Here is a 17,682-nt window from a genome sequence, read left to right as displayed (position 1 = left end):
TGCGACGATGGGTCACCCTTCGATAACGTCCTGGTGATCATTGGGTGGAGAGTGGAACGCCCGGCCGGAGTGGCGCGTTCCATGGTTGTGGGAAACAGGCGCCGCCATGGGCGGCGCACGGACCACGGGGGTCGGCAGCTGGACGTAGCAAGAGGCGACAGATAAGGGGCCACGACAGATGGCTGGACTCGCGGTGGGGCACCTCGTGTCGGAGGCCGGGGGCGGGCCGGGGCCCGACAACAGTCTGCTGTACGACATCAACGGCCTCGCCAAGGCCGCCCCCAACTGGCTGGACCGCGCCGTCGAGTTCATCGGCGAGTACGGGATCGTCCTCGGGCTCGCCGTGCTGATGCTCTGCGCCTGGTGGAGCGTCCGCAAACGGGAGGACGCGCCGACCGCCGTCGCCGGGCTGCTGTGGGCACCGCTCGCCGCCGGCATCGCGCTGCTCGTCAACATCCCGATCCGGGACTTCGTCAAACGCCCGCGGCCCTTCGTCGACCACACCGGGCTGGACGTCCTCGTCAAGGGCAAGACCGACTACTCGTTCGTCAGCGACCACGCGACGCTGACCATGGCCATCGGCGTGGGCCTCTTCGTCGCCAACCGCAAGTACGGGCTGATCGGCATCGGCCTCGCGTTCCTGGAGGGCTTCTGCCGGGTCTATATGGGCGTGCACTATCCGACGGACGTCATCGGCGGGCTGGCGCTCGGCACGGCGGTGGCCCTGCTGCTGGCCCCGCTGGCGATGATGCTCCTCACCCCGTTCGTGCGGGCGGTCGCGGGGTCGCGGGCCGGCTGGCTGGTGAGATCTGACAACGCTGTCCCGCCGGTGGTGGCGGCGCGGCCGGAGCGGCCGGTGCACCGGGACAACGATCTCGCGGCGTAGGGGCTCTCGCCGCCCTGGGAAAACGGGGCTCGGTTGTCCCCCGTCGTTCCGTTTCGCCTGCGGCGGGCGTTTTCTCCGGCCTCGCTCCGGGGTCCGGTCGGGTGCGGGCCGGTGGGCTTTGTTCCCCAGCCCCGCCCCTTCCCGCAGTGTCGATTGCGGCTCCGCCGCGTGAGGGGGAGACCCCCAGACCCCCAAAGCGGCTGCGCCGCTTGTCCTCAAACGCCGGACGGGCTGGAATTCCGGGTCGCCGCGTGCGTCATCGCGTCCTCCCTCGCGAGGGAGCGGGCCCGGCGGGCGGGGCCGCGCCAGCCGCAGGTGCAGCGGGCGCTGCAGAAGGAGCCGGTCTCGCCGGTGCTGGTGGCGTGTGCCGCGGTACGGTTCGCGGCGGCTGTGTCGGACACGTGACCACGCTACCGCCCGTGACGGCGCCCCGGGGCCGGTCGTTGGCACTACGGGTTCCACGGCGCGTGGCAGGGGGCTGACGTTCATGGTGGTGCGGCGGCAAGGACGCAGGGGCCGCAGGGGCGCGGTCGTCGCCAATGCCATGATGGGCGGCGTCGCCCTCGGGGTGCTGGTGTCGGGCTGCACGGTTCCGGAGCGGCCCCAGCTGCGCGTCGGCCTACAGGCCCGCCAGGCGGACGACATCGACCCCGCCCGGGGCCGCGAGGCGCTGCGCCGTGCCGCCGGGACGCTCGCGGCGGCGGGCGGCGCCCGGGTCCGTACGGCGATGGAGACGGTCAGCGGCGGCACCCGGCTGACCATCCACGGCACCGGGAGGTACGACTTCGCCCGGCCTGCCGGGCAGTTGACGGTTCTGGTGCCAGCGGACGCCGCCGGAGCCGCCGAACACCGGCCCATCACCGAGGTGTTCACCCCCGGCGCGCTCTTCATGAAGAACCGCGGCGCCGGGGTGCCCGCCGACAAATGGGTGCGGCTGGCCACCCCCGCGCTCGCCGACGGCAATCTCCTCACCAGCGGCGCCACCGATCCGCTCGCGGCCGCCGAACTGCTGGGCGGCGCCCGGGAGGTGACGTATATGAGGGACGAGCGGATGGACGGGGTCCGGGTCAGGCACTACTGGGGCACGATCGACCTCGGCCGGGCCGCGCGCGCCGCGCCCGTACGGGACCGCGAGCCGCTGTCCGTGGCGGCGAAAGGGTTCTCCAGTGGCACAGTGGCGTTCGATGCCTATCTCGACGACCAGGGGCGGCCGCGCCGGGTGTCCCATCGATTCGGTGTCGGCGGGGAAACCGGCGGTCCGGTGGCCCCGATGACCGTGGTCTCGACCGTCGAACTCTATGACTTCGGCACGAAGTTCGAGGTGCCGCTGCCCGCTTCCGGCGATATCTATGCGGGGACCGTCGGTTCGCCGCAGAAATAACGCGGCAGGGCGTGGTTGGCCATGGAAATGGTCATTCTGTGCCATGCGCGCCATGTGTACCGATCACTACGCTGGTTACCCGAAGAACGAAAAACCCGAGGAGGTGAATCACGTGATTTCGCGACGCGGTTCGTCGGGTGGGCCGGATCCCGTGGCCCTCATCGAGATCGATCTCTACGGGGACTTGATGATCGCGGCGTCCAGTGCGGATGAGGATCGGCTCAGTGCCGATCGGATCGACGAGGTGCTCAAGGTCGTACGGCTGACGCCGGGCACCCTGGACGAGTGATCGGGGCTTCGCCCCGGGCCCCGGGCTGCCGCCGGTGGCGGGCTTTGTCCCCTACCCGCCCCTTCCCGAACTGGGGGAGACCCCCAGACCCCCAACCACGCTCCGCGCGGTGTCCTCAAACGCCGGACGGGCTGATTTTCGCGCACTGTGGCAGCGGACCTGCGGGCCCGACCCGCAGACTCAAGGGCCACGGTCGGCAAATCCAGCCCGTCCGGCGTTTGAGGACACGCCCGGAGGGCGTTTCCGCCGCAGGCGGCGAACCGGACCGTAGTCGTGCGCCCGCCCGCCGCAGGTGCTACGTACGGAGCAAGCGCGCGATAGCGGCACTCGCCTCGGCGACCTTCGCGTCGATCTCGTCGCCGCCCTTGACCGCGGCTGCCGCCACGCAGTGGCGCAGGTGTTCCTGGAGGAGCTGGAGGGCGAAGGACTGGAGGGCCTTGGTGCTCGCCGAGACCTGGGTGAGTATGTCGATGCAGTAGACGTCTTCCTCGACCATGCGCTGAAGGCCGCGGATCTGTCCCTCGATCCGGCGCAGCCGCTTGAGGTGCTGGTCCTTCTGGTCGCTGTAGCCGTGCGGGCCATGGACCTGTTCGGCGGTGCCGTCGCCCGCCGTCCCGCCGTGGCAGGCTCCGGTTTCCGTGGTCGTCATGGCGTCCTCCGTCGGGCCCAGGGGTTTTGCGCCGGTCGGTGCTTATACCCCACTCGTATACCCCCAGCAGGTATATGGTACAGAATTCCGCGCTCCGAGGCGGTACCTGCCTTCGTGAGCACTCTGCCCGATGGGCGACACTGAGGGAATGCCAGTTAGCCGTGGCTGGACGATGCGCCTAGCATCAACGAGACCGAATCCGCTGCACCCCGAGGATCCCACGTGCGCTTTCGTCTGACCCCCAGGGAGACGAGCTTCTACGACATGTTCGCCGCGTCCGCGGACAACATCGTCACGGGCTCCAAGCTCCTGATGGAACTGCTCGGAGCGGACACGTCCGCCCGGGCCGAGATCGCCGAACGGATGCGAGCAGCGGAGCACGCGGGGGACGACGCGACGCACGCGATCTTCCACCAGCTGAACTCCTCCTTCATCACGCCGTTCGACCGCGAGGACATCTACACCCTCGCCGGTTCGCTCGACGACATCATGGACTTCATGGAGGAGGCCGTCGACCTGGTCGTGCTGTACCAGATCGAGGAGCTTCCGAAGGGCGTCGAGCAGCAGATCGAGGTCCTCGCGCGGGCCGCCGAACTGACCGCCGAGGCGATGCCCAACCTGCGGACCATGACAAACCTCACGGAGTACTGGATCGAGGTGAACCGGCTGGAGAACCAGGCGGACCAGATTCACCGCAAGCTCCTCGCCCAGCTCTTCAACGGCAAGTACGACGCCATCGAGGTCCTCAAGCTCAAGCAGATCGTGGACGTGCTGGAGGAGGCCGCCGACGCGTTCGAGCACGTCGCCAACACGGTCGAGACCATCGCGGTCAAGGAGTCCTGACCCCCGGTGGACACCTTTGCTCTCGTCGTGACCATCGGGGTCGCGCTCGGCTTCACCTATACGAACGGCTTCCACGACTCCGCGAACGCCATCGCGACCTCGGTCTCCACGCGGGCGCTGACCCCGCGGGCGGCCCTCGCGATGGCCGCGGTGATGAACCTCGCCGGTGCCTTCCTGGGCAGCGGGGTCGCCAAGACCGTCAGCGAGGGTCTGATCGCCACGCCCGAGGGGCAGAAGGGGATGGGCATCCTCTTCGCCGCCCTGGTGGGTGCGATCGCCTGGAACCTCATCACCTGGTACTTCGGACTTCCGTCGTCCTCCTCGCATGCCCTGTTCGGCGGCATGGTGGGTGCGGCGCTCGCGGGCGGCACCACGGTGATCTGGTCGGGGGTGATCGAGAAGGTCGTCATCCCGATGTTCGTCTCGCCCTTCATCGGCCTGATCCTCGGCTATCTGGTGATGGTCGCGATCATGTGGATGTTCCGTAAGTCCAACCCGCACAAGGCCAAGCGCGGCTTCCGTATCGCGCAGACGGTCTCGGCGGCGGGCATGGCGCTCGGGCACGGCCTCCAGGACGCCCAGAAGACCATGGGCATCGTGGTGATGGCCCTGGTCATCGGAGATGTGGAGGGCAAGGGCGACGCGATCCCGCTGTGGGTCAAGCTCGCCTGCGCGCTGACGCTCTCCGCGGGTACGTACGCGGGCGGCTGGCGGATCATGCGGACGCTCGGTCGCCGCATCATCGAGCTGGACCCGCCGCAGGGGTTCGCCGCCGAGACCACGGCCGCTTCGGTCATGTACACGGCGTCGTTCATGTTCCACGCGCCGATCTCCACGACGCATGTCATCACTTCCGCGATCATGGGTGTGGGCTCGACCAAGGGGTCGCGGGCCGTGCGGTGGGGTGTCGCCAAGAACATCGTGATGGGCTGGTTCATCACGATGCCGGCTGCCGCCTTGGTGGCCGCGTTCAGCTACTGGATCGTCGAGCTGGCCTTCGCCTAGCCGCGCCCACCCACCCGCCCGGCACCCGGGAAGGGGTTCTCCGGAGGCTCCGCCCCCGGACTCCATTTCGGCGGGCCACGCGCCTGGCTTCGGGGGCTCCGCCCCCGCCCCCCGCCCGCCGCGGGCACCGCATTACAGATGGGCCCGCCCCCCTGGTACGAACAGGGGGGCGGGCCTTTTGCCTTGCGGCGGCACCGCCATGCAGCGCCACAAGGCAGTCGGGGTCGGGGGCCGGGCCCCCGAGTTACCGGGTGGGGCAGGTGGGTGGGAAGGCCCCGCACGCGGAGCGGCCCGCCCGGCGAGGGGCTCGCACCGCCATGCAGCGCCACAAGGCGTTCGGGGTCGGGGGCCGGGCCCCCGGGGGATCAGCCGAAGCGGCCCGAGATGTAGTCCTCCGTGGCCTGGACCGACGGGTTGGAGAAGATGCGCTCCGTGTCGTCGATCTCGACCAGCTTGCCCGGCTGGCCCACGCCCGCCAGGTTGAAGAAGGCCGTACGGTCCGACACGCGCGCCGCCTGCTGCATGTTGTGGGTCACGATGACGATCGTGAACCGTTCCTTCAGCTCGCCGATCAGGTCCTCGATGGCGAGCGTGGAGATCGGGTCGAGCGCCGAGCAGGGCTCGTCCATCAGCAGCACCTGCGGTTCCACCGCGATGGCGCGGGCGATGCACAGACGCTGCTGCTGGCCGCCGGAGAGGCCCGCTCCCGGCTTGTTCAGCCGGTCCTTGACCTCCTTCCAGAGGTTGGCGCCCTGGAGGGACTTCTCCACGATCGCGTCCATGTCGGCCTTGCGGACCCGGCCGCCGTTGAGGCGGACGCCCGCGGCCACGTTCTCGTAGATCGACATGGTCGGGAAGGGGTTCGGCCGCTGGAAGACCATGCCGACCGTGCGGCGCACGGAGACGGGGTCCACGCCGGGCCCGTAGAGGTCCTCGTCGTCGAGCAGCACCTTGCCCTCGACGCGGCCGCCGGGGGTGACCTCGTGCATCCGGTTCAGGGTGCGGAGGAAGGTGGACTTGCCGCAGCCGGAGGGGCCGATGAAGGCGGTCACCGAACGGGGCTCGACGGTCATCGAGATGTCTTCGATGGCCTTGTGGCCGCCGTAGTAGGCGTTCAGGCCGCTGACGTCGATGCGCTTGGCCATGGGGATCACTTCTGCTTTCTCGGTACGGTCAGCGACCGGACTTGGGTGCTTTCCAGCGGGCGATGCCGCGGGCCAGCAGGTTGAGGATCATGACGAAGGCGATGAGGACCAGCGCGGCCGCCCAGGCGCGGTTGTAGCTGGCGTCGTTCCCGGCCGCCCACTGCTCGTAGATGTAGTACGGCAGCGAGGACTGGGCGCCGTCGAAGGGGTTGTTGTTGATCACCTGGGAGCCGAAGACCAGGAGCACGATGGGGGCGGTCTCACCGGCGATGCGGGCGACGGCCAGCATCACACCGGTGGCGATGCCGCCGATGGCCGTGGGCAGGACGACCTTGAGGATCGTGCGCCACTTCGGCACGCCCAGGGCGAGGGACGCCTCGCGGAGTTCGTTCGGCACGAGCTTGAGCATCTCCTCGGTGGAGCGGACCACCACCGGCATCATCAGGATCGCCAGGGCCATCGACCCGGCGAAGCCGGAGTAGCCGAAGTCCAGCATCAGGATCCAGAAGCTGAGGACGAACAGGCCCGCGACGATCGACGGGACGCCGGTCATCACGTCCACGAAGAAGGTGACCACCTTGGCGAGCCGGCCGCGGCCGTACTCCACCAGGTAGATCGCGGTCAGCAGGCCCACCGGCGCCGCGATGGCGGTGGCGATGCCCACCTGCTCCAGCGTGCCGATGATCGCGTGGTAGACGCCGCCGCCGGGCTGGATCGTCAGCACGCCCGACATCGAGTGGGAGAGGAAGGAGCCGTCGAGGACCTTCGCGCCGCGCCGGACCGTCTCCCACACCAGGGAGACCAGCGGGACCACGGCGATCAGGAAGCAGACCCAGACCAGGCTGGTGGCCAGCCGGTCCTTGGCCTGTCGGCGGCCCTCGACCCGGGCGGCGAGCCCGTACATGCCGAGGACGAAGAGGAGCGCGGCGATCAGGCCCCACTGGATCCTGCTGCTCAGACCGGCGCCGAGGCCGATCGCGATGCCCGCGGCGGCCGCGGCGGCCGCGACGGCGGGTGTCGCCCAGCGGGGGAGGCGCGGCTGGCGCAGGCTGCTGCCCGGCCGCGGGGCGCTGTCGGCCGCCAGCGGCTGCTCTATGGTCACGTCGCTCACTCCGAGTACTCCTTGCGACGCGCGATGATCAGCCGGGCCGCGCCGTTGACCAGCAGGGTCAGGACGAACAGCACCAGGCCGGAGGCGATCAGCGCGTCCTTGCCGATGTCGCCGGACTCCTTGAAGCTGCTCGCGATGTTCTGCGCGAAGGTGCCGCCGCCCGGATCCAGCAGGCTCTTGTTGATGACGAAGCTGGGGGAGAGGACGGTCGCGACGGCCATGGTCTCGCCGAGCGCGCGTCCCAGGCCGAGCATCGAGGCGCTGATGACGCCGGACCGGCCGAAGGGGAGGACCGACATCCGGATGACTTCCCAGCGGGTCGCGCCGAGCGCGAGCGCGGCCTCCTCGTGCATCTTCGGGGCCTGGAGGAAGACCTCGCGGCTGACGCTGGTGACGATCGGCAGGATCATGATCGCCAGCAGGATGCCGATGGTGAAGAGCGAGCGGGCGGCGCCGTCGTGGTACGTGAAGACGCCGGTCCAGCCGAGGTAGTCGTTCAGCCAGCTGTAGAGCCCGCTGAGATGCGGCACCAGGAAGAGGGCGCCCCACAGGCCGTACACGATGGACGGCACGGCGGCGAGCAGGTCGATCACGTACGAGAGCGGGGCGGCCAGCTTGCGCGGCGCGTAGTGCGAGATGAAGAGCGCGACGCCGATGGCCACCGGGACCGCGATGAGCATCGCGATCAGGGAGCTGACGACGGTGCCGAACGCGAGGACCGCGATGCCGAAGACCGGCGGGGTGGCGTTGGCGTTCCACTCGAACGTGGTGAAGAAGTTGCCGTGGTCGTGCGAGAGGGCGCTGGCGGCCCGGACGGTGAGGAAGACCGCGATCGCGGCCATGATCACCAGCAGCAGGAGGCCGGAGCCGCGCGAGAGCGCGAGGAAGATCCGGTCGCCGACGCGGGTGGCCGCCTTCGCCCGCAGGGCGGGGGCCGGGGCGTCCGGTGGCGGGTGTGCTGCGGTCGAACTGGTTATGTCCATGGGGTTTCTCCGGTCTGCGGAGGCGGCCGTCCTTCGGCCCGCACTCCTGGCGCGGCGGTGCACCGGACGGTGCGGCCGGGCTCCCTCGGGGCCCGGCCGCACACGGGGTTACGAGAGGTTCGCGACGTTCTCGCGGACCTTCTTCGCGATCTCGGCGGGCAGCGGGGCGTAGCCGAGGCCCTTGAGGACGGACTGGCCGTCCTCGCTGGCGACATAGGTCAGGAAGGACTTGGTGGCGGGCAGGGTGTCGGCCTTGTTGCCCTTGTCCCCGACGATCTCGTACGTCACCAGGGTGATCGGGTAGGCGCCCTCGGCCTTGGTGGTGTAGTTGAGCTTGAGCGCCAGGTCCTGGCCGCTGCCGACGACCTTCGCCTCGGCGATGGCCTTGGAGGCGTTGTCGGAGGTGGCCTCGACCGGGGCGGCGGCGCCGGTGTCGAGCTTCACCGTCTTGATCGAGTTGGCCGTGGCGTAGGACAGCTCGAAGTAGGAGATGGCGCCCTCGGTCTGCTTGACCTGCGAGGACACTCCGGCGGAGCCGTCCGCGGCCTGGCCGCCCTTGGCGGCCCACGCCTTGGCGGGCGCGTACGGCCACGACTTGTCGGCGGCGGCCTTGAGGTACTTGGTGAAGTTGTCCGTGGTGCCGGACTCGTCCGAGCGGTGGAAGGCCTGGATCTTGGTGCCGGGGAGCTTGGCGTCCTTGTTGAGCTTGGCGATCGCCGGGTCGTCCCACTTCTCGATCTTGCCGTCGAAGATCTTGGCGAGGGTGTCCGCGTCCAGGACCAGGTTGTCGACGCCGGTGAGGTGGTAACCGATGGCGATGGGGCCGCCGACCATGGGGAGGTTGATGCCCTGGCCGCCCTTGACGACCTCCTTGGACTTGGTGACCTCCTCCGGCTTCAGCGGCGAGTCGGAGCCCGCGAAGGCGGTCTTGCCCTGGAGGAACTCCTGGATGCCCGCGCCCGAGCCGGTGGGCTTGTAGTTGATCTGGATGTCCTTGCAGGCCGCCATGAAGTTCTTGACCCACAGGTCCATGGCGTTCTTCTGCGCGGACGAGCCCGAGGCCAGCAGCTGGCCCTTGCCGTCGCACTTGATGTTGCCGGCGGCCTTGGTGGCGCCGCCGGTGGAGGTGTCGCCACCGCTGTTGTTGTCCGAGCCGCACGCCGTGAGGACCAGGGCGCCGGAGACGGCGATGGCGCCGAAGGCGACGGCGCGGAGCCGGTTCTTGCGCTGAAGCTTCACTGTCGGGTGTTTCCTTCCGGGAGCCGCCGCTGGGGCGGCGTGCGAGAGGTGGGTGGTGCGGTCCCGGCGGTGTTCCGCCGGTGTCCTGAACGGTGTGACCCGCACCCTCTGTAGGCGAAATTAGGCAGAACAGGTGAAGCGGTCGATGGGGAAGAGTGAACGGAGAGTGAACCTCGGCGGTCGGGGTGGTAGCCGGGCGCCCGGCTGGTTTTTTCGCCCAAGTGTGACGCAGATCTCTGTCCGTTTGCCGGTGACCGTGACAGCATCCGTTCCTCGCGTGACGGTAAGTCAGACCCGGGGCGGAAGCCGTGGAGGTGGCCTGTGAGGCGGACCGGCAGGGGTGCGGGCGGCGGGGGTACGGACGGACGGGTGCCCGGCGGGCGGGCCGCGGGCGGCGGGCGCCTGATCGCCGCGACGGCGCTGATCTGTGTGACGGCGGTGGCCGGAGCGACGGCCCTGCCGGGGGTGGCGTACGCGGACCCCGCACCGCCGCCGCGCAGCCTGGAGGACGTCCACAAGGAGGTCGAGGGCCTCTACCGGCAGGCGGAGAGCGCCACGGACGCGTACAACGCCGCCGGCGAGGAGCAGCGCGCGCAGGAGAAGTCGATCGTCGAGATCGCGAAGTCCGCGGCCGCCGCCCAGGAGCGCATGAACCGGCTCAAGGACCAGGCGGGCGCCCTGGCCCGCGCCCAGTACCGCGACGGCAGCATGCCGCCCCAGGCCAGATTCCTCCTCACGGCCTCCCCGGAGACCTTTCTCGACGGCATGGCGCTCGCCCACAAGGGTGAGGCGGCCACCCGGGGCCTGATCGCGCGGGTCGCGGCCACGCAGCAGGCCCTGGACGGCTACGCGAAGACCGCGGGCGAGCGCTGGAAGACCCTCGACGCCGAGCGCAGGAAGAAGGAGACGGCCAAGAAGGAGATCGAGGCCAAGCTCTCCGCCGCCAAGGAGCTCGAGTCGCGGCTGGAGGAGAAGGAGAAGGAGCGGCTGCGCAAGCTGGAGGAGGACAAGGCCCGCCAGGAGCAGCAGAAGTGGCTGGCCTCCAGCACCCCGCAGGGCGTCCCCCTCCAGGAGGCCCTCAAGGACTCCGGGACGGCGACCGACGAGGGCGGGCGGGCGGTCGCCTTCGCGACCGCCCAGCTGGGCAAGAACTATGTGTGGGGCGCGGAGGGACCGGACACCTACGACTGCTCCGGCCTGACGCTCAAGGCGTGGGCGGCCGCCGGCCGCGCCATACCGCGGACCTCGCAGGAGCAGTGGCGCCAGCTGCCCAAGGTCGACGTCAAGGACATGCGCCCGGGGGACCTGATCATCTACTTCGCGGACGCGAGCCACGTGGGCATGTACGTGGGGAACGGCTCGATCGTGCACGCCCCCCGCCCCGGGCGGCAGGTCACGATCGCGGGCGCGGGCTCCATGCCGATCCTGGGCGTGGTGCGCCCGGGATGACCCCGGCTCCGGCGAGGTGGGCGAGACCGGTCGGAAAGTCACCGAACGGACACTTTCGGATGTGAGTCGAACCACTCGACAGAGTGATCTGTTTCTTCCGTCACACGCCAAATGCCGTTCCCACGACCGCATATGACAGCGGCGAGTGGCTCCGTTCCATTCCGTTCGAACGCCTCGCCCGCTAGGGTCACGATCGGCGCTCACCGATCGGTGGGCGCCATGTTCCCGGGGGGAACGGAAGGAAGCCTTCACCATGTCCGTACCCGCGCCGAGGTCCGCGGAGCCGTCAGCCGCCCCGCTCGACGCAGGGCTGACCCTGCTGGTGATCGAAGGCGACCCCGGCGGCTCGCTGTCGGTGCCGGAGATGGCGGAGATGTCGGGCCCGGGAGGCAAACCGGTCCGTATCCGTACCGCCCGCAACCTCACCGAGGCGCAGCGGCTGCTCACCGACGACGTGCACTGCATCCTCCTCGACCTCGCCCTGCCGACCCCCGACCGGGTCTGCGAACCCGTCCCCTGCGGCCCGGCCGGCTGCGGACAGCACGCCGAACCGCCCGCGCCGGAGCGGCGCGACGAACTGGACGCCCTGCGGCAGGTGCTGCGCCTCGCACCCTGCCACGCCGTCCTTGCGCTCACCGCGGAGACGGACGCCGAGCGGGCCGCCGAGGCCGTACGGGTGGGAGCGCAGGACTACCTCTTCCGCGACGAGCTCGACGGGCGGGTGCTCAGCCGGGCCATCCGCTACGCCGTGGAGCGCAAGCGCGCGGACCTCGCCCAGCGGCAGCTCACCGAGTCCCGGCTGCGCGCCCAGGAGAACGCCCGGCTTGAGCGCGGCCTGCTGCCGACGCCGCTGCTGGCCGGTTCCGACCTGCGGTTCGCCGCCCGCTACCGGCCGGGCCGCAGCCGCGCCCTGCTCGGCGGCGACTTCTACGACACGGTGCGCACGCCCGACGGCACCGTGCACGCGATGATCGGCGACGTCAGCGGGCACGGCCCGGACGAGGCGGCCCTCGGCGTCGAACTCCGCATAGCGTGGCGGGCCTTGACGCTGGCCGGGCTGTGCGGCGACGAGCTGCTGTGCACCCTCCAGGAGGTCCTGGAGCACGAGCGCGCCGACGAGGAGACGTTCGCGACGCTGTGTGCGGTCGATATATCGCCGGACGGGCGCCGTGCGGGCCTCAGCCTGGCGGGCCACCCGGCCCCGCTGCTCGTCCGCCCCGGCCAGGCCCCGCGCCTGCTGCCGCAGGACGGCGGCGGTCCGGCGCTCGGGCTGCTCCGGCGCGCCCGCTGGCCGCGTCGCCAGATCGAACTGGGCGGCAGCTGGAGCCTGATGATGTACACGGACGGCCTGATCGAGGGCAGGGTGGGCGCGGGCACGCAGCGCCTCGGCCAGGAGGGCATCCTCGAACTGGTCACCCGTCAGGTCAAGGAGGGCCTGCGCGGCGAGGCACTGCTCGACGCGGCCGTGACGGAGGTACGGGCGCTGAACGGCGGTGAGTTGACGGACGATCTGGCGGTACTGCTGCTGGACCGCGGCTGAGCCTTCGCGGGGCGGCGGGGCCGGCCCAAGCGGTGCCGCTGGGGTCGGTGCCGCTGGGGTCAGTGCCGCTGGGGTCAGTGCCGCTTGGGCCAGCTCCGCCGCCCCGTGATCCGCTTGAGCGTGGCGCGCACGTCCACGTAGTAGACGATCGTGGCGACCAGCGAGGCGAGGATCAGCAGATAGCCGAGGCCGCCGAAGACGCCCGCCAGGGCGGCCCACCCGCCGCCCAGGTAGCGGGCGGACGGCAGCCCCGTGACCAGGACCACCAGCGCCATGATGGTCACCCAGAAGCGCTTCGCCTGCTTGTCGGCCGCCCGGAAGGCGTCCTCGCGGGTGGTCGCGGCGTCGAGGACCGCCGCGAGGGCGAACAGGCACAGCACCCGGGGGAGCCAGTCGGCGAGCCAGCCGACGCCGTGGTCGAACCCATCACGCAACACCTGGCTCACCTCATGGTCATCTCACTGCGGGCGCTTGCGCCGCCACGGTACCCGGAGAGCGGTCCGGGCGCGTGACACACGCCCCCGGACCATCCCTCCCGGTGCCCCTACTGGTCGTCGGCCTTGGCGTCCGGCTTCTTCGGGGCGGCCGTCCGGCGGGCGGCGGGCTTGCGCGCACCGGCGGGCTTGGCGTCCTCGCCCTCCTGCGCCCCGGCGTCCGCGGCGGGCTTGGCGTCGGCCGTGTCGGCCGCGGGCTCCGGCTCGATGGCCACCGCGATGTCCGCGACCTCCTCGGCGGCCTCGCCGCGCCAGGTCTTCACGGCCACCCGGCCGCGCTCGGCGAACTTCTCGTACTGCTCACCGGCCTTCGCCGCGTAGCCCACGGCCTGGCCGACGCCCTGCAGCAGCAGGTCCTGCGCGGTCTGCCCGAGCTTCTTCCGGTCGGTGTCGATCGTGCCGACGATCTCGGTGAACTTGGCGCTCACCGTCGCCTGCGTCTCCTTGGCCCGCTGGGTCACCTTCTCCTGAAGGACCTTGGGGTCGGTCTTCTTCAACTGCTCGAACCGCTCGGGCGCCAGGGTGACGGCATGCCCGATCTTCTCGGCGGTGAAGTCGGCGAGGCCCGCCGCGGCGTACGCGGTGTCGGTGGCGGCCTTGCGGAGGTCTTGGGTGGTGGCCATGGCGATGGTCTCCCGGTCAGCTAGAAGATGTGCTGTCGTCGTCCGTCGCGAGCCCGTTCTCCTTGCGGAAGGACTCGTAGATCTGGAGCAGCGCCTGCTTCTGCTGCTCGTTGATCGAGGGGTCGGCGAGGATCACGCTGCGGACCTCCGCCTCGCCCCGGTCCCGCTCATCGAGGATCCCGGCCTGCACGTACAAGGTCTCGGCGGAGATCCGCAACGCCCTCGCGAGCTGCTGCAGGATCTCGGCGCTCGGCTTGCGCAGGCCGCGCTCGATCTGGCTGAGATAGGGATTGGACACCCCGGCGGCATCGGCGAGCTGCCGCAACGTGAGCTGCGCCTGGCGCCGCTGCTCCCGCAGGTACTCACCGAGATTGCCGACGTTGAGTGATGCCATACGGTCGATGCTGCCCCACGTTGCTAACTTTTGCAAGCAGACTGCTTGCAAAAGTGTTCCCGCCGCTGCGGGTGGCATGCCGGAGCGCGATGGCTGCCGCCGAGGCGGGGTTGTTGTCACCAGGAACGTCGGAAAGAATGGGCTGGATTGTCCGCCGGGCCGCGCAGCCTCCAGGGGCGGCCTTGAACAGCACCCCCCTTTGCGACCAGCACTCCCCAGACCACATCCACAGTCCTGATGTCCGGGAGTTCGAATGAGCGGGCCTGTTCGGCCGGAGCCAGGGTTCTCGCCCGAGAGGCTGGCCTTTTTCACGGATGCGGTCTTCGCGATCGCGATGACGCTGCTGGCTGTCGAACTGGAGCGCCCGGAGGAGAAGGAGCTGGCGTCGGCTCGTGCGCTGGGGAGCTTCCTGGCGGACCACCGGGGCTCTTACCTGGCGTTCGCGCTGGCGTTTGTCCTTCTCTGGTCGGTGTGGCGCCGTCACCACAGGCTGATGGACCGGATCGACGAGTTGTCGAAGGCCTTCACGGCCTGGCACGCGCCGTTCCTGCTGCTGGTCGCGTTCCTTCCGTTCCCGACAGCGGTCATCGGCGCATCGATCAGCAATCCGCTGGCGGAGACCCTGTTCGCCGGCACGATGGCGGCCATGGTCTTCTGCGAGGCTGTCCTCAAGGACATCGCCGGCAGCACCGGTCTGGTCACCGGCGACCCCGCGGAAACCCACCGGCACGCCGGCGACTCCTGGGGAGTCGGCCTCTGGTTCGTCCTCACTATCGGCGTCGCCTGGCTGTTCTCCTACGCCTTCGTCCTGTGGTTCGTCGCCCCACTGGCCGCCACGTACGGCGGAGCGCTGATAGCTCGTCTGCGCACCGCCCCCGTGGGTCACCCGGACCCGCACGACGAGGACGCGCCGCGGACCTGAGCGCCTGTCCGGGAGCACGCCGGGAAAGGGCACGCCGGATCGGCCACCGGGCCGCCACGCATGTCAGAAGGCCGCCCCGATGTTCCGGTGCCATCGGTTCTCGCCTTCGTGCCATTCGTCGGTGGGCGTGAGCCCGGCGGCGGTGGCGACGGCGGCGGATGCCCGGTGTTCGGGGTGGATGTGGGCGATGACGGTGTGCACCGGCTGCCGGCCGAGCCAGGCGACGAGTCCCTGGGCCGCTTCGGTGGCGATGCCTCTTCCCTGCCACGCGGTCCCCACCACCCAGGCGATCTCGGCGACGGGGCCGGGGCCGGAGGGGGTGACGGTCGCCTGGACCGTGCCCGTCAGGCAGGACTCGTCATGGAGCCGGATCACCCAGTTCAGCCAGGAGACGGCCGGATCGGGAGAGCCCGCGGTCATGCGCCGGTAGCGCGAGCGCAGGGCTTGCGGGGTGTCCGGCGTGCCGCCGATGAAGGTGTGCAGGGCCGGATCGGACAGCACGGCGGCCATCTCCTCGGCATGCCCGACGTGCAGCGGCAGCAGATCCAGCCGCCGGGTGCCGATGGCCCGGGCCACGAGGACGCTCACGCCGCGACCGCCTCGGGGCGCCCGGCGGCCGGTATCCGCCGCGCGCCCTCCCGGGCGATCTCGTCCAGCGGTGAACTGCCGCTCGGCGTGGTGCCGTTCACGTTGACTGCCGCAAGCACGGGTGTGCCTTCCCGGCCGACACGGAACGTCGGCCTTGCTCGATGACCTGTCGATCGATCCATCGGGAAGGTACGCCTCCTTCCGGCCGGAGCAGGAGTTCCGGTTGCTTCGGGTCGCGGTTGCGGGGGAAAAGGCGATGCGTGCCTCGGCTGCCCCTGGTACGGTCCCCGGCATGTTCATGTGCACTGGTCAGGGCTGGTTCATCAAGCCCCGCAGCGCCGCCTAGCGGCGAGCTGCGCTCAGCATTCCGACAGCTTCGCCGCACTCCGGTTTCCCGCCGGTGCGGTGCTCGACGCTGCCCGGCTCCACGATGACTCTCACACCGCGGAGCACGTTCCATGAACGACCAGAACCACCACGGCCACGGCGATCTGCGCGATCTCCTTCCCCCGGCCGAGCCGACCCTGACGGCCGCACCCGTCGAGCTGACGCGGTGGGTCACCACCCACTCCTCCCGGCTGGCCGGTCTCGGCCCCGGAGCGGCCATGGGGGACCCGCTCGACGACCTGGAGCCGCTGCGCGGCCTCGTCGGCGGCGCCCGCGTGGTCGCCCTCGGCGAGAACTCCCACCAGATCCGCGAGTTCGCCCTGCTGCGCCACCGCATCCTGCGCTTCCTCGTCGAGCGGCTGGGCTTCACCGTCTACGCCATGGAGTACGGGGCCGCCGAGGGCCGCGCCGTGGACGACTGGGTCCAGGGCGGGCCGGGCGACATCGACGACCTCCTGGCCCCCGGGAACATCAAGGGCCTGGGACAGCCCGTCGAGTGCCGGGACACCCTGCGGTGGCTGCGCGGACACAACGCCGGCGCCCCGCGTCCGGTCCGCTTCGTCGGCTGCGACATTCCCATGGCGGGCGGCTCGCTCGCGCCCGTACTGGAGCCGGTCGCCGCCTACTTGGCCACCGTGGACCCCGGTGCGCTGCGTTTCCTGGACGCCGCGCTGGAGATCTCCGAACCGATCGCGGGCGGGACGGTCATGGTGCCGGCCTACGCCAGGCTCGGCCTGGACCCGGCGGTACAGGACCGCCTCACCACCGCGCTCGCCCGGCTGCTGGGCCGCTTCACGGACCTGCGCGAGATCTACACCGAGCGCAGCGGGCCCATGGCGTACGGGACCGCGCTGTCGGACGTCCGCGCGGCGGTGACGACCGACCGGGCCCAGCGCGCCATGGCCGAGGCGCTCGCGGGCGCCCCCGACAGCCTGGACTTCGCCGCCCGGGAGCGCTGTCTGGCCGACACGCTGCTGGAGTTCCTGGAACGGTCCGGGTCCGGCACCCGCGTCGTCCTCGTCGGGCACAACGCCCACATCCAGCGCTCGGCCAACCGGGCCGACGGCCCACTGGGGTTGACGACCATGGGCAATCTGCTCTCCCGGGCGCTCGGCACGGACTACGTTCCCCTCGCGCTGACCGGCAACGGCGGCGAGACGGTGGAGAACGTGCCCGACCGCGACCACCCGCTCGGGATGCGCTGGGGGCGGGCCGCCACTCCTGAGGCGCTGCCGGACAGCGTCGAGGCGCTGTTCGCGGGCGTGCCCGGGGAACCGGCCCTGGTGGATACGCGGGCGCTGCGCGGGTACGCGCGGCGGCGCGGGCTGCCCGAGCCTGTCCGTACCCGGCTGGATACCGCGTTCATCGAGATCCCTGTCCTGGAGGCGTTCGACGGGGTCATCTGTGTCCCGGACACCACGATTGGTGCCGATACGCCGCGGTAGGTGCTGCGGGCCGGTTCGCCGCCTGCGGCGGGGGCGGCCTGCGGCCGCGTCCTCAATCGCCGGACGGGCTGATTTTGCCGGCGTAGTCCGCAACCTGCGGGCCGCAAGCCTGCGGGCCGCAAGTCAAAGAACCGCGGCCCGCAAATCCAGCCCGTCCGGCGTTTGAGGACAAGCGGCGCAGCCGCTTTTTTGGGGGGCTGGGGGTTCCCCAGCCCCGGTGGGTCAGAAGGGCTTGGTCGGGAGGTACTTGCCGTCGAGGGTGATGACGGCGCGCTCGCCGCCGTCGGGGTCGGCGACCTTCTTGACGTC

Annotated in this window: 20 protein-coding genes and 1 pseudogene; 9 read left to right on the top strand and 12 right to left on the bottom strand. The window is 70.6% G+C overall.

Features of this window, described 5'->3' with window-relative positions; translation table 11 throughout:
- Nucleotides 1-178: 178 nt before the first annotated feature.
- Entirely contained in the window at nucleotides 179-886 is a 708-nt protein-coding gene (locus ACWD4A_RS25955; protein WP_451197574.1) for a phosphatase PAP2 family protein, read from the top strand.
- A gap of 215 nt (nucleotides 887-1,101) precedes the next feature.
- Here the strand turns inward: ACWD4A_RS25955 and ACWD4A_RS25950 are convergent, their stop codons facing one another.
- On the bottom strand, nucleotides 1,102-1,287 hold the full coding sequence (locus ACWD4A_RS25950; protein ID WP_451197572.1) for a hypothetical protein: 186 nt from the start codon (nucleotides 1,285-1,287) through the stop codon (nucleotides 1,102-1,104).
- A gap of 86 nt (nucleotides 1,288-1,373) precedes the next feature.
- On the opposite strand from ACWD4A_RS25950, the gene ACWD4A_RS25945 reads away from it, so the two are divergent.
- Together ACWD4A_RS25945 and ACWD4A_RS25940 are read left to right on the top strand one after the other, a co-directional pair.
- Complete coding sequence (locus tag ACWD4A_RS25945) at nucleotides 1,374-2,267, top strand: hypothetical protein (RefSeq protein ID WP_451197570.1); 894 nt, start codon at nucleotides 1,374-1,376, stop codon at nucleotides 2,265-2,267.
- 52 nt (nucleotides 2,268-2,319) lie between these two features.
- Nucleotides 2,320-2,556, top strand: a complete 237-nt coding sequence (locus tag ACWD4A_RS25940; RefSeq protein WP_451197603.1) for a hypothetical protein — start codon at nucleotides 2,320-2,322, stop codon at nucleotides 2,554-2,556.
- Between the two features lie 295 nt (nucleotides 2,557-2,851).
- Here the strand turns inward: ACWD4A_RS25940 and ACWD4A_RS25935 are convergent, their stop codons facing one another.
- Nucleotides 2,852-3,205 carry a metal-sensitive transcriptional regulator gene (locus ACWD4A_RS25935; RefSeq protein ID WP_451197568.1) on the bottom strand — a complete coding sequence of 118 codons (354 nt, stop codon included), beginning with the start codon at nucleotides 3,203-3,205 and terminating at the stop codon, nucleotides 2,852-2,854.
- Between the two features lie 222 nt (nucleotides 3,206-3,427).
- Between ACWD4A_RS25935 and ACWD4A_RS25930 the strand changes: the two genes are divergently transcribed.
- Both ACWD4A_RS25930 and ACWD4A_RS25925 read left to right on the top strand, forming a co-directional pair.
- The gene (locus ACWD4A_RS25930; RefSeq protein WP_087926880.1) at nucleotides 3,428-4,048 is read left to right on the top strand and encodes a DUF47 domain-containing protein; all 621 of its coding nucleotides are present in this window, start codon (nucleotides 3,428-3,430) and stop codon (nucleotides 4,046-4,048) included.
- A 6-nt stretch (nucleotides 4,049-4,054) separates the two neighbouring features.
- The gene (locus tag ACWD4A_RS25925; RefSeq protein WP_451197566.1) at nucleotides 4,055-5,053 is read left to right on the top strand and encodes an anion permease; all 999 of its coding nucleotides are present in this window, start codon (nucleotides 4,055-4,057) and stop codon (nucleotides 5,051-5,053) included.
- 365 nt (nucleotides 5,054-5,418) lie between these two features.
- Here the strand turns inward: ACWD4A_RS25925 and pstB are convergent, their stop codons facing one another.
- The 4 genes from pstB to pstS all read right to left on the bottom strand — a co-directional run bounded on the left by pstB (nucleotide 5,419) and on the right by pstS (nucleotide 9,531).
- The gene (gene pstB / locus ACWD4A_RS25920) at nucleotides 5,419-6,198 is read right to left on the bottom strand and encodes a phosphate ABC transporter ATP-binding protein PstB (protein WP_451197564.1); all 780 of its coding nucleotides are present in this window, start codon (nucleotides 6,196-6,198) and stop codon (nucleotides 5,419-5,421) included.
- 28 nt (nucleotides 6,199-6,226) lie between these two features.
- Nucleotides 6,227-7,309: a phosphate ABC transporter permease PstA gene (pstA, locus tag ACWD4A_RS25915; protein WP_451197563.1), complete on the bottom strand. Its 1,083-nt coding sequence runs from the start codon at nucleotides 7,307-7,309 to the stop codon at nucleotides 6,227-6,229.
- Nucleotides 7,306-8,292: a phosphate ABC transporter permease subunit PstC gene (pstC, locus tag ACWD4A_RS25910; RefSeq protein ID WP_451197561.1), complete on the bottom strand. Its 987-nt coding sequence runs from the start codon at nucleotides 8,290-8,292 to the stop codon at nucleotides 7,306-7,308. The genes pstA and pstC overlap by 4 nt, the downstream gene beginning before the upstream one ends.
- A gap of 108 nt (nucleotides 8,293-8,400) precedes the next feature.
- The gene (pstS, locus tag ACWD4A_RS25905) at nucleotides 8,401-9,531 is read right to left on the bottom strand and encodes a phosphate ABC transporter substrate-binding protein PstS (RefSeq protein ID WP_451197560.1); all 1,131 of its coding nucleotides are present in this window, start codon (nucleotides 9,529-9,531) and stop codon (nucleotides 8,401-8,403) included.
- A 369-nt stretch (nucleotides 9,532-9,900) separates the two neighbouring features.
- Between pstS and ACWD4A_RS25900 the strand changes: the two genes are divergently transcribed.
- Together ACWD4A_RS25900 and ACWD4A_RS25895 are read left to right on the top strand one after the other, a co-directional pair.
- Nucleotides 9,901-10,980, top strand: coding sequence for an NlpC/P60 family protein (locus ACWD4A_RS25900; protein WP_451197559.1), 1,080 nt, complete (start codon nucleotides 9,901-9,903; stop codon nucleotides 10,978-10,980).
- A 253-nt stretch (nucleotides 10,981-11,233) separates the two neighbouring features.
- Nucleotides 11,234-12,520, top strand: a complete 1,287-nt coding sequence (locus ACWD4A_RS25895) for a SpoIIE family protein phosphatase (RefSeq protein WP_451197558.1) — start codon at nucleotides 11,234-11,236, stop codon at nucleotides 12,518-12,520.
- A gap of 74 nt (nucleotides 12,521-12,594) precedes the next feature.
- Here the strand turns inward: ACWD4A_RS25895 and ACWD4A_RS25890 are convergent, their stop codons facing one another.
- From ACWD4A_RS25890 to ACWD4A_RS25880, 3 genes are all read right to left on the bottom strand, one after another.
- On the bottom strand, nucleotides 12,595-12,957 hold the full coding sequence (locus ACWD4A_RS25890; protein WP_451197557.1) for a DUF2516 family protein: 363 nt from the start codon (nucleotides 12,955-12,957) through the stop codon (nucleotides 12,595-12,597).
- A gap of 107 nt (nucleotides 12,958-13,064) precedes the next feature.
- Entirely contained in the window at nucleotides 13,065-13,637 is a 573-nt protein-coding gene (locus tag ACWD4A_RS25885; protein ID WP_451197556.1) for a hypothetical protein, read from the bottom strand.
- Between the two features lie 16 nt (nucleotides 13,638-13,653).
- Entirely contained in the window at nucleotides 13,654-14,031 is a 378-nt protein-coding gene (locus ACWD4A_RS25880; RefSeq protein WP_451197554.1) for a helix-turn-helix domain-containing protein, read from the bottom strand.
- Between the two features lie 253 nt (nucleotides 14,032-14,284).
- Between ACWD4A_RS25880 and ACWD4A_RS25875 the strand changes: the two genes are divergently transcribed.
- A complete protein-coding gene (locus ACWD4A_RS25875) occupies nucleotides 14,285-14,953 on the top strand; it encodes a TMEM175 family protein (RefSeq protein WP_451197553.1) in 669 nt (222 codons plus the stop codon).
- Between the two features lie 63 nt (nucleotides 14,954-15,016).
- Here the strand turns inward: ACWD4A_RS25875 and ACWD4A_RS25870 are convergent, their stop codons facing one another.
- Both ACWD4A_RS25870 and ACWD4A_RS25865 read right to left on the bottom strand, forming a co-directional pair.
- Entirely contained in the window at nucleotides 15,017-15,541 is a 525-nt protein-coding gene (locus tag ACWD4A_RS25870; protein WP_451197552.1) for a GNAT family N-acetyltransferase, read from the bottom strand.
- On the bottom strand, nucleotides 15,538-15,660 hold the full coding sequence (locus ACWD4A_RS25865) for a hypothetical protein (RefSeq protein ID WP_451197551.1): 123 nt from the start codon (nucleotides 15,658-15,660) through the stop codon (nucleotides 15,538-15,540). The genes ACWD4A_RS25870 and ACWD4A_RS25865 overlap by 4 nt, the downstream gene beginning before the upstream one ends.
- Before the next feature lie 339 nt (nucleotides 15,661-15,999).
- Here ACWD4A_RS25865 and ACWD4A_RS25860 point away from each other — a divergent pair, with 339 nt between their 5' ends.
- Nucleotides 16,000-17,373: an erythromycin esterase family protein gene (locus ACWD4A_RS25860; RefSeq protein WP_451197550.1), complete on the top strand. Its 1,374-nt coding sequence runs from the start codon at nucleotides 16,000-16,002 to the stop codon at nucleotides 17,371-17,373.
- 222 nt (nucleotides 17,374-17,595) lie between these two features.
- On the opposite strand, the pseudogene ACWD4A_RS25855 reads toward ACWD4A_RS25860, so the two are convergent.
- Nucleotides 17,596-17,682: pseudogene (locus ACWD4A_RS25855) on the bottom strand (cyanase); the annotation flags it as partial.

Source organism: Streptomyces sp. NPDC002537 (genome assembly GCF_053594975.1).
Note: the sequence above shows the minus strand (reverse complement) of the source record. Positions and strands in the feature narration are given on the sequence as shown.

Coding starts and splice junctions, on each gene's coding strand:
- pstC (WP_451197561.1), bottom strand. CDS start 8,292: ATGGACATAACCAGTTCGACCGCAGCACACCCGCCACCGGACGCCCCG.
- ACWD4A_RS25880 (WP_451197554.1), bottom strand. CDS start 14,031: ATGGCATCACTCAACGTCGGCAATCTCGGTGAGTACCTGCGGGAGCAG.
- pstB (WP_451197564.1), bottom strand. CDS start 6,198: ATGGCCAAGCGCATCGACGTCAGCGGCCTGAACGCCTACTACGGCGGC.
- ACWD4A_RS25875 (WP_451197553.1), top strand. CDS start 14,285: ATGAGCGGGCCTGTTCGGCCGGAGCCAGGGTTCTCGCCCGAGAGGCTG.
- ACWD4A_RS25860 (WP_451197550.1), top strand. CDS start 16,000: ATGAACGACCAGAACCACCACGGCCACGGCGATCTGCGCGATCTCCTT.
- ACWD4A_RS25945 (WP_451197570.1), top strand. CDS start 1,374: ATGGTGGTGCGGCGGCAAGGACGCAGGGGCCGCAGGGGCGCGGTCGTC.
- ACWD4A_RS25940 (WP_451197603.1), top strand. CDS start 2,320: ATGTGTACCGATCACTACGCTGGTTACCCGAAGAACGAAAAACCCGAG.
- ACWD4A_RS25895 (WP_451197558.1), top strand. CDS start 11,234: ATGTCCGTACCCGCGCCGAGGTCCGCGGAGCCGTCAGCCGCCCCGCTC.
- ACWD4A_RS25885 (WP_451197556.1), bottom strand. CDS start 13,637: ATGGCCACCACCCAAGACCTCCGCAAGGCCGCCACCGACACCGCGTAC.
- ACWD4A_RS25935 (WP_451197568.1), bottom strand. CDS start 3,205: ATGACGACCACGGAAACCGGAGCCTGCCACGGCGGGACGGCGGGCGAC.
- ACWD4A_RS25955 (WP_451197574.1), top strand. CDS start 179: ATGGCTGGACTCGCGGTGGGGCACCTCGTGTCGGAGGCCGGGGGCGGG.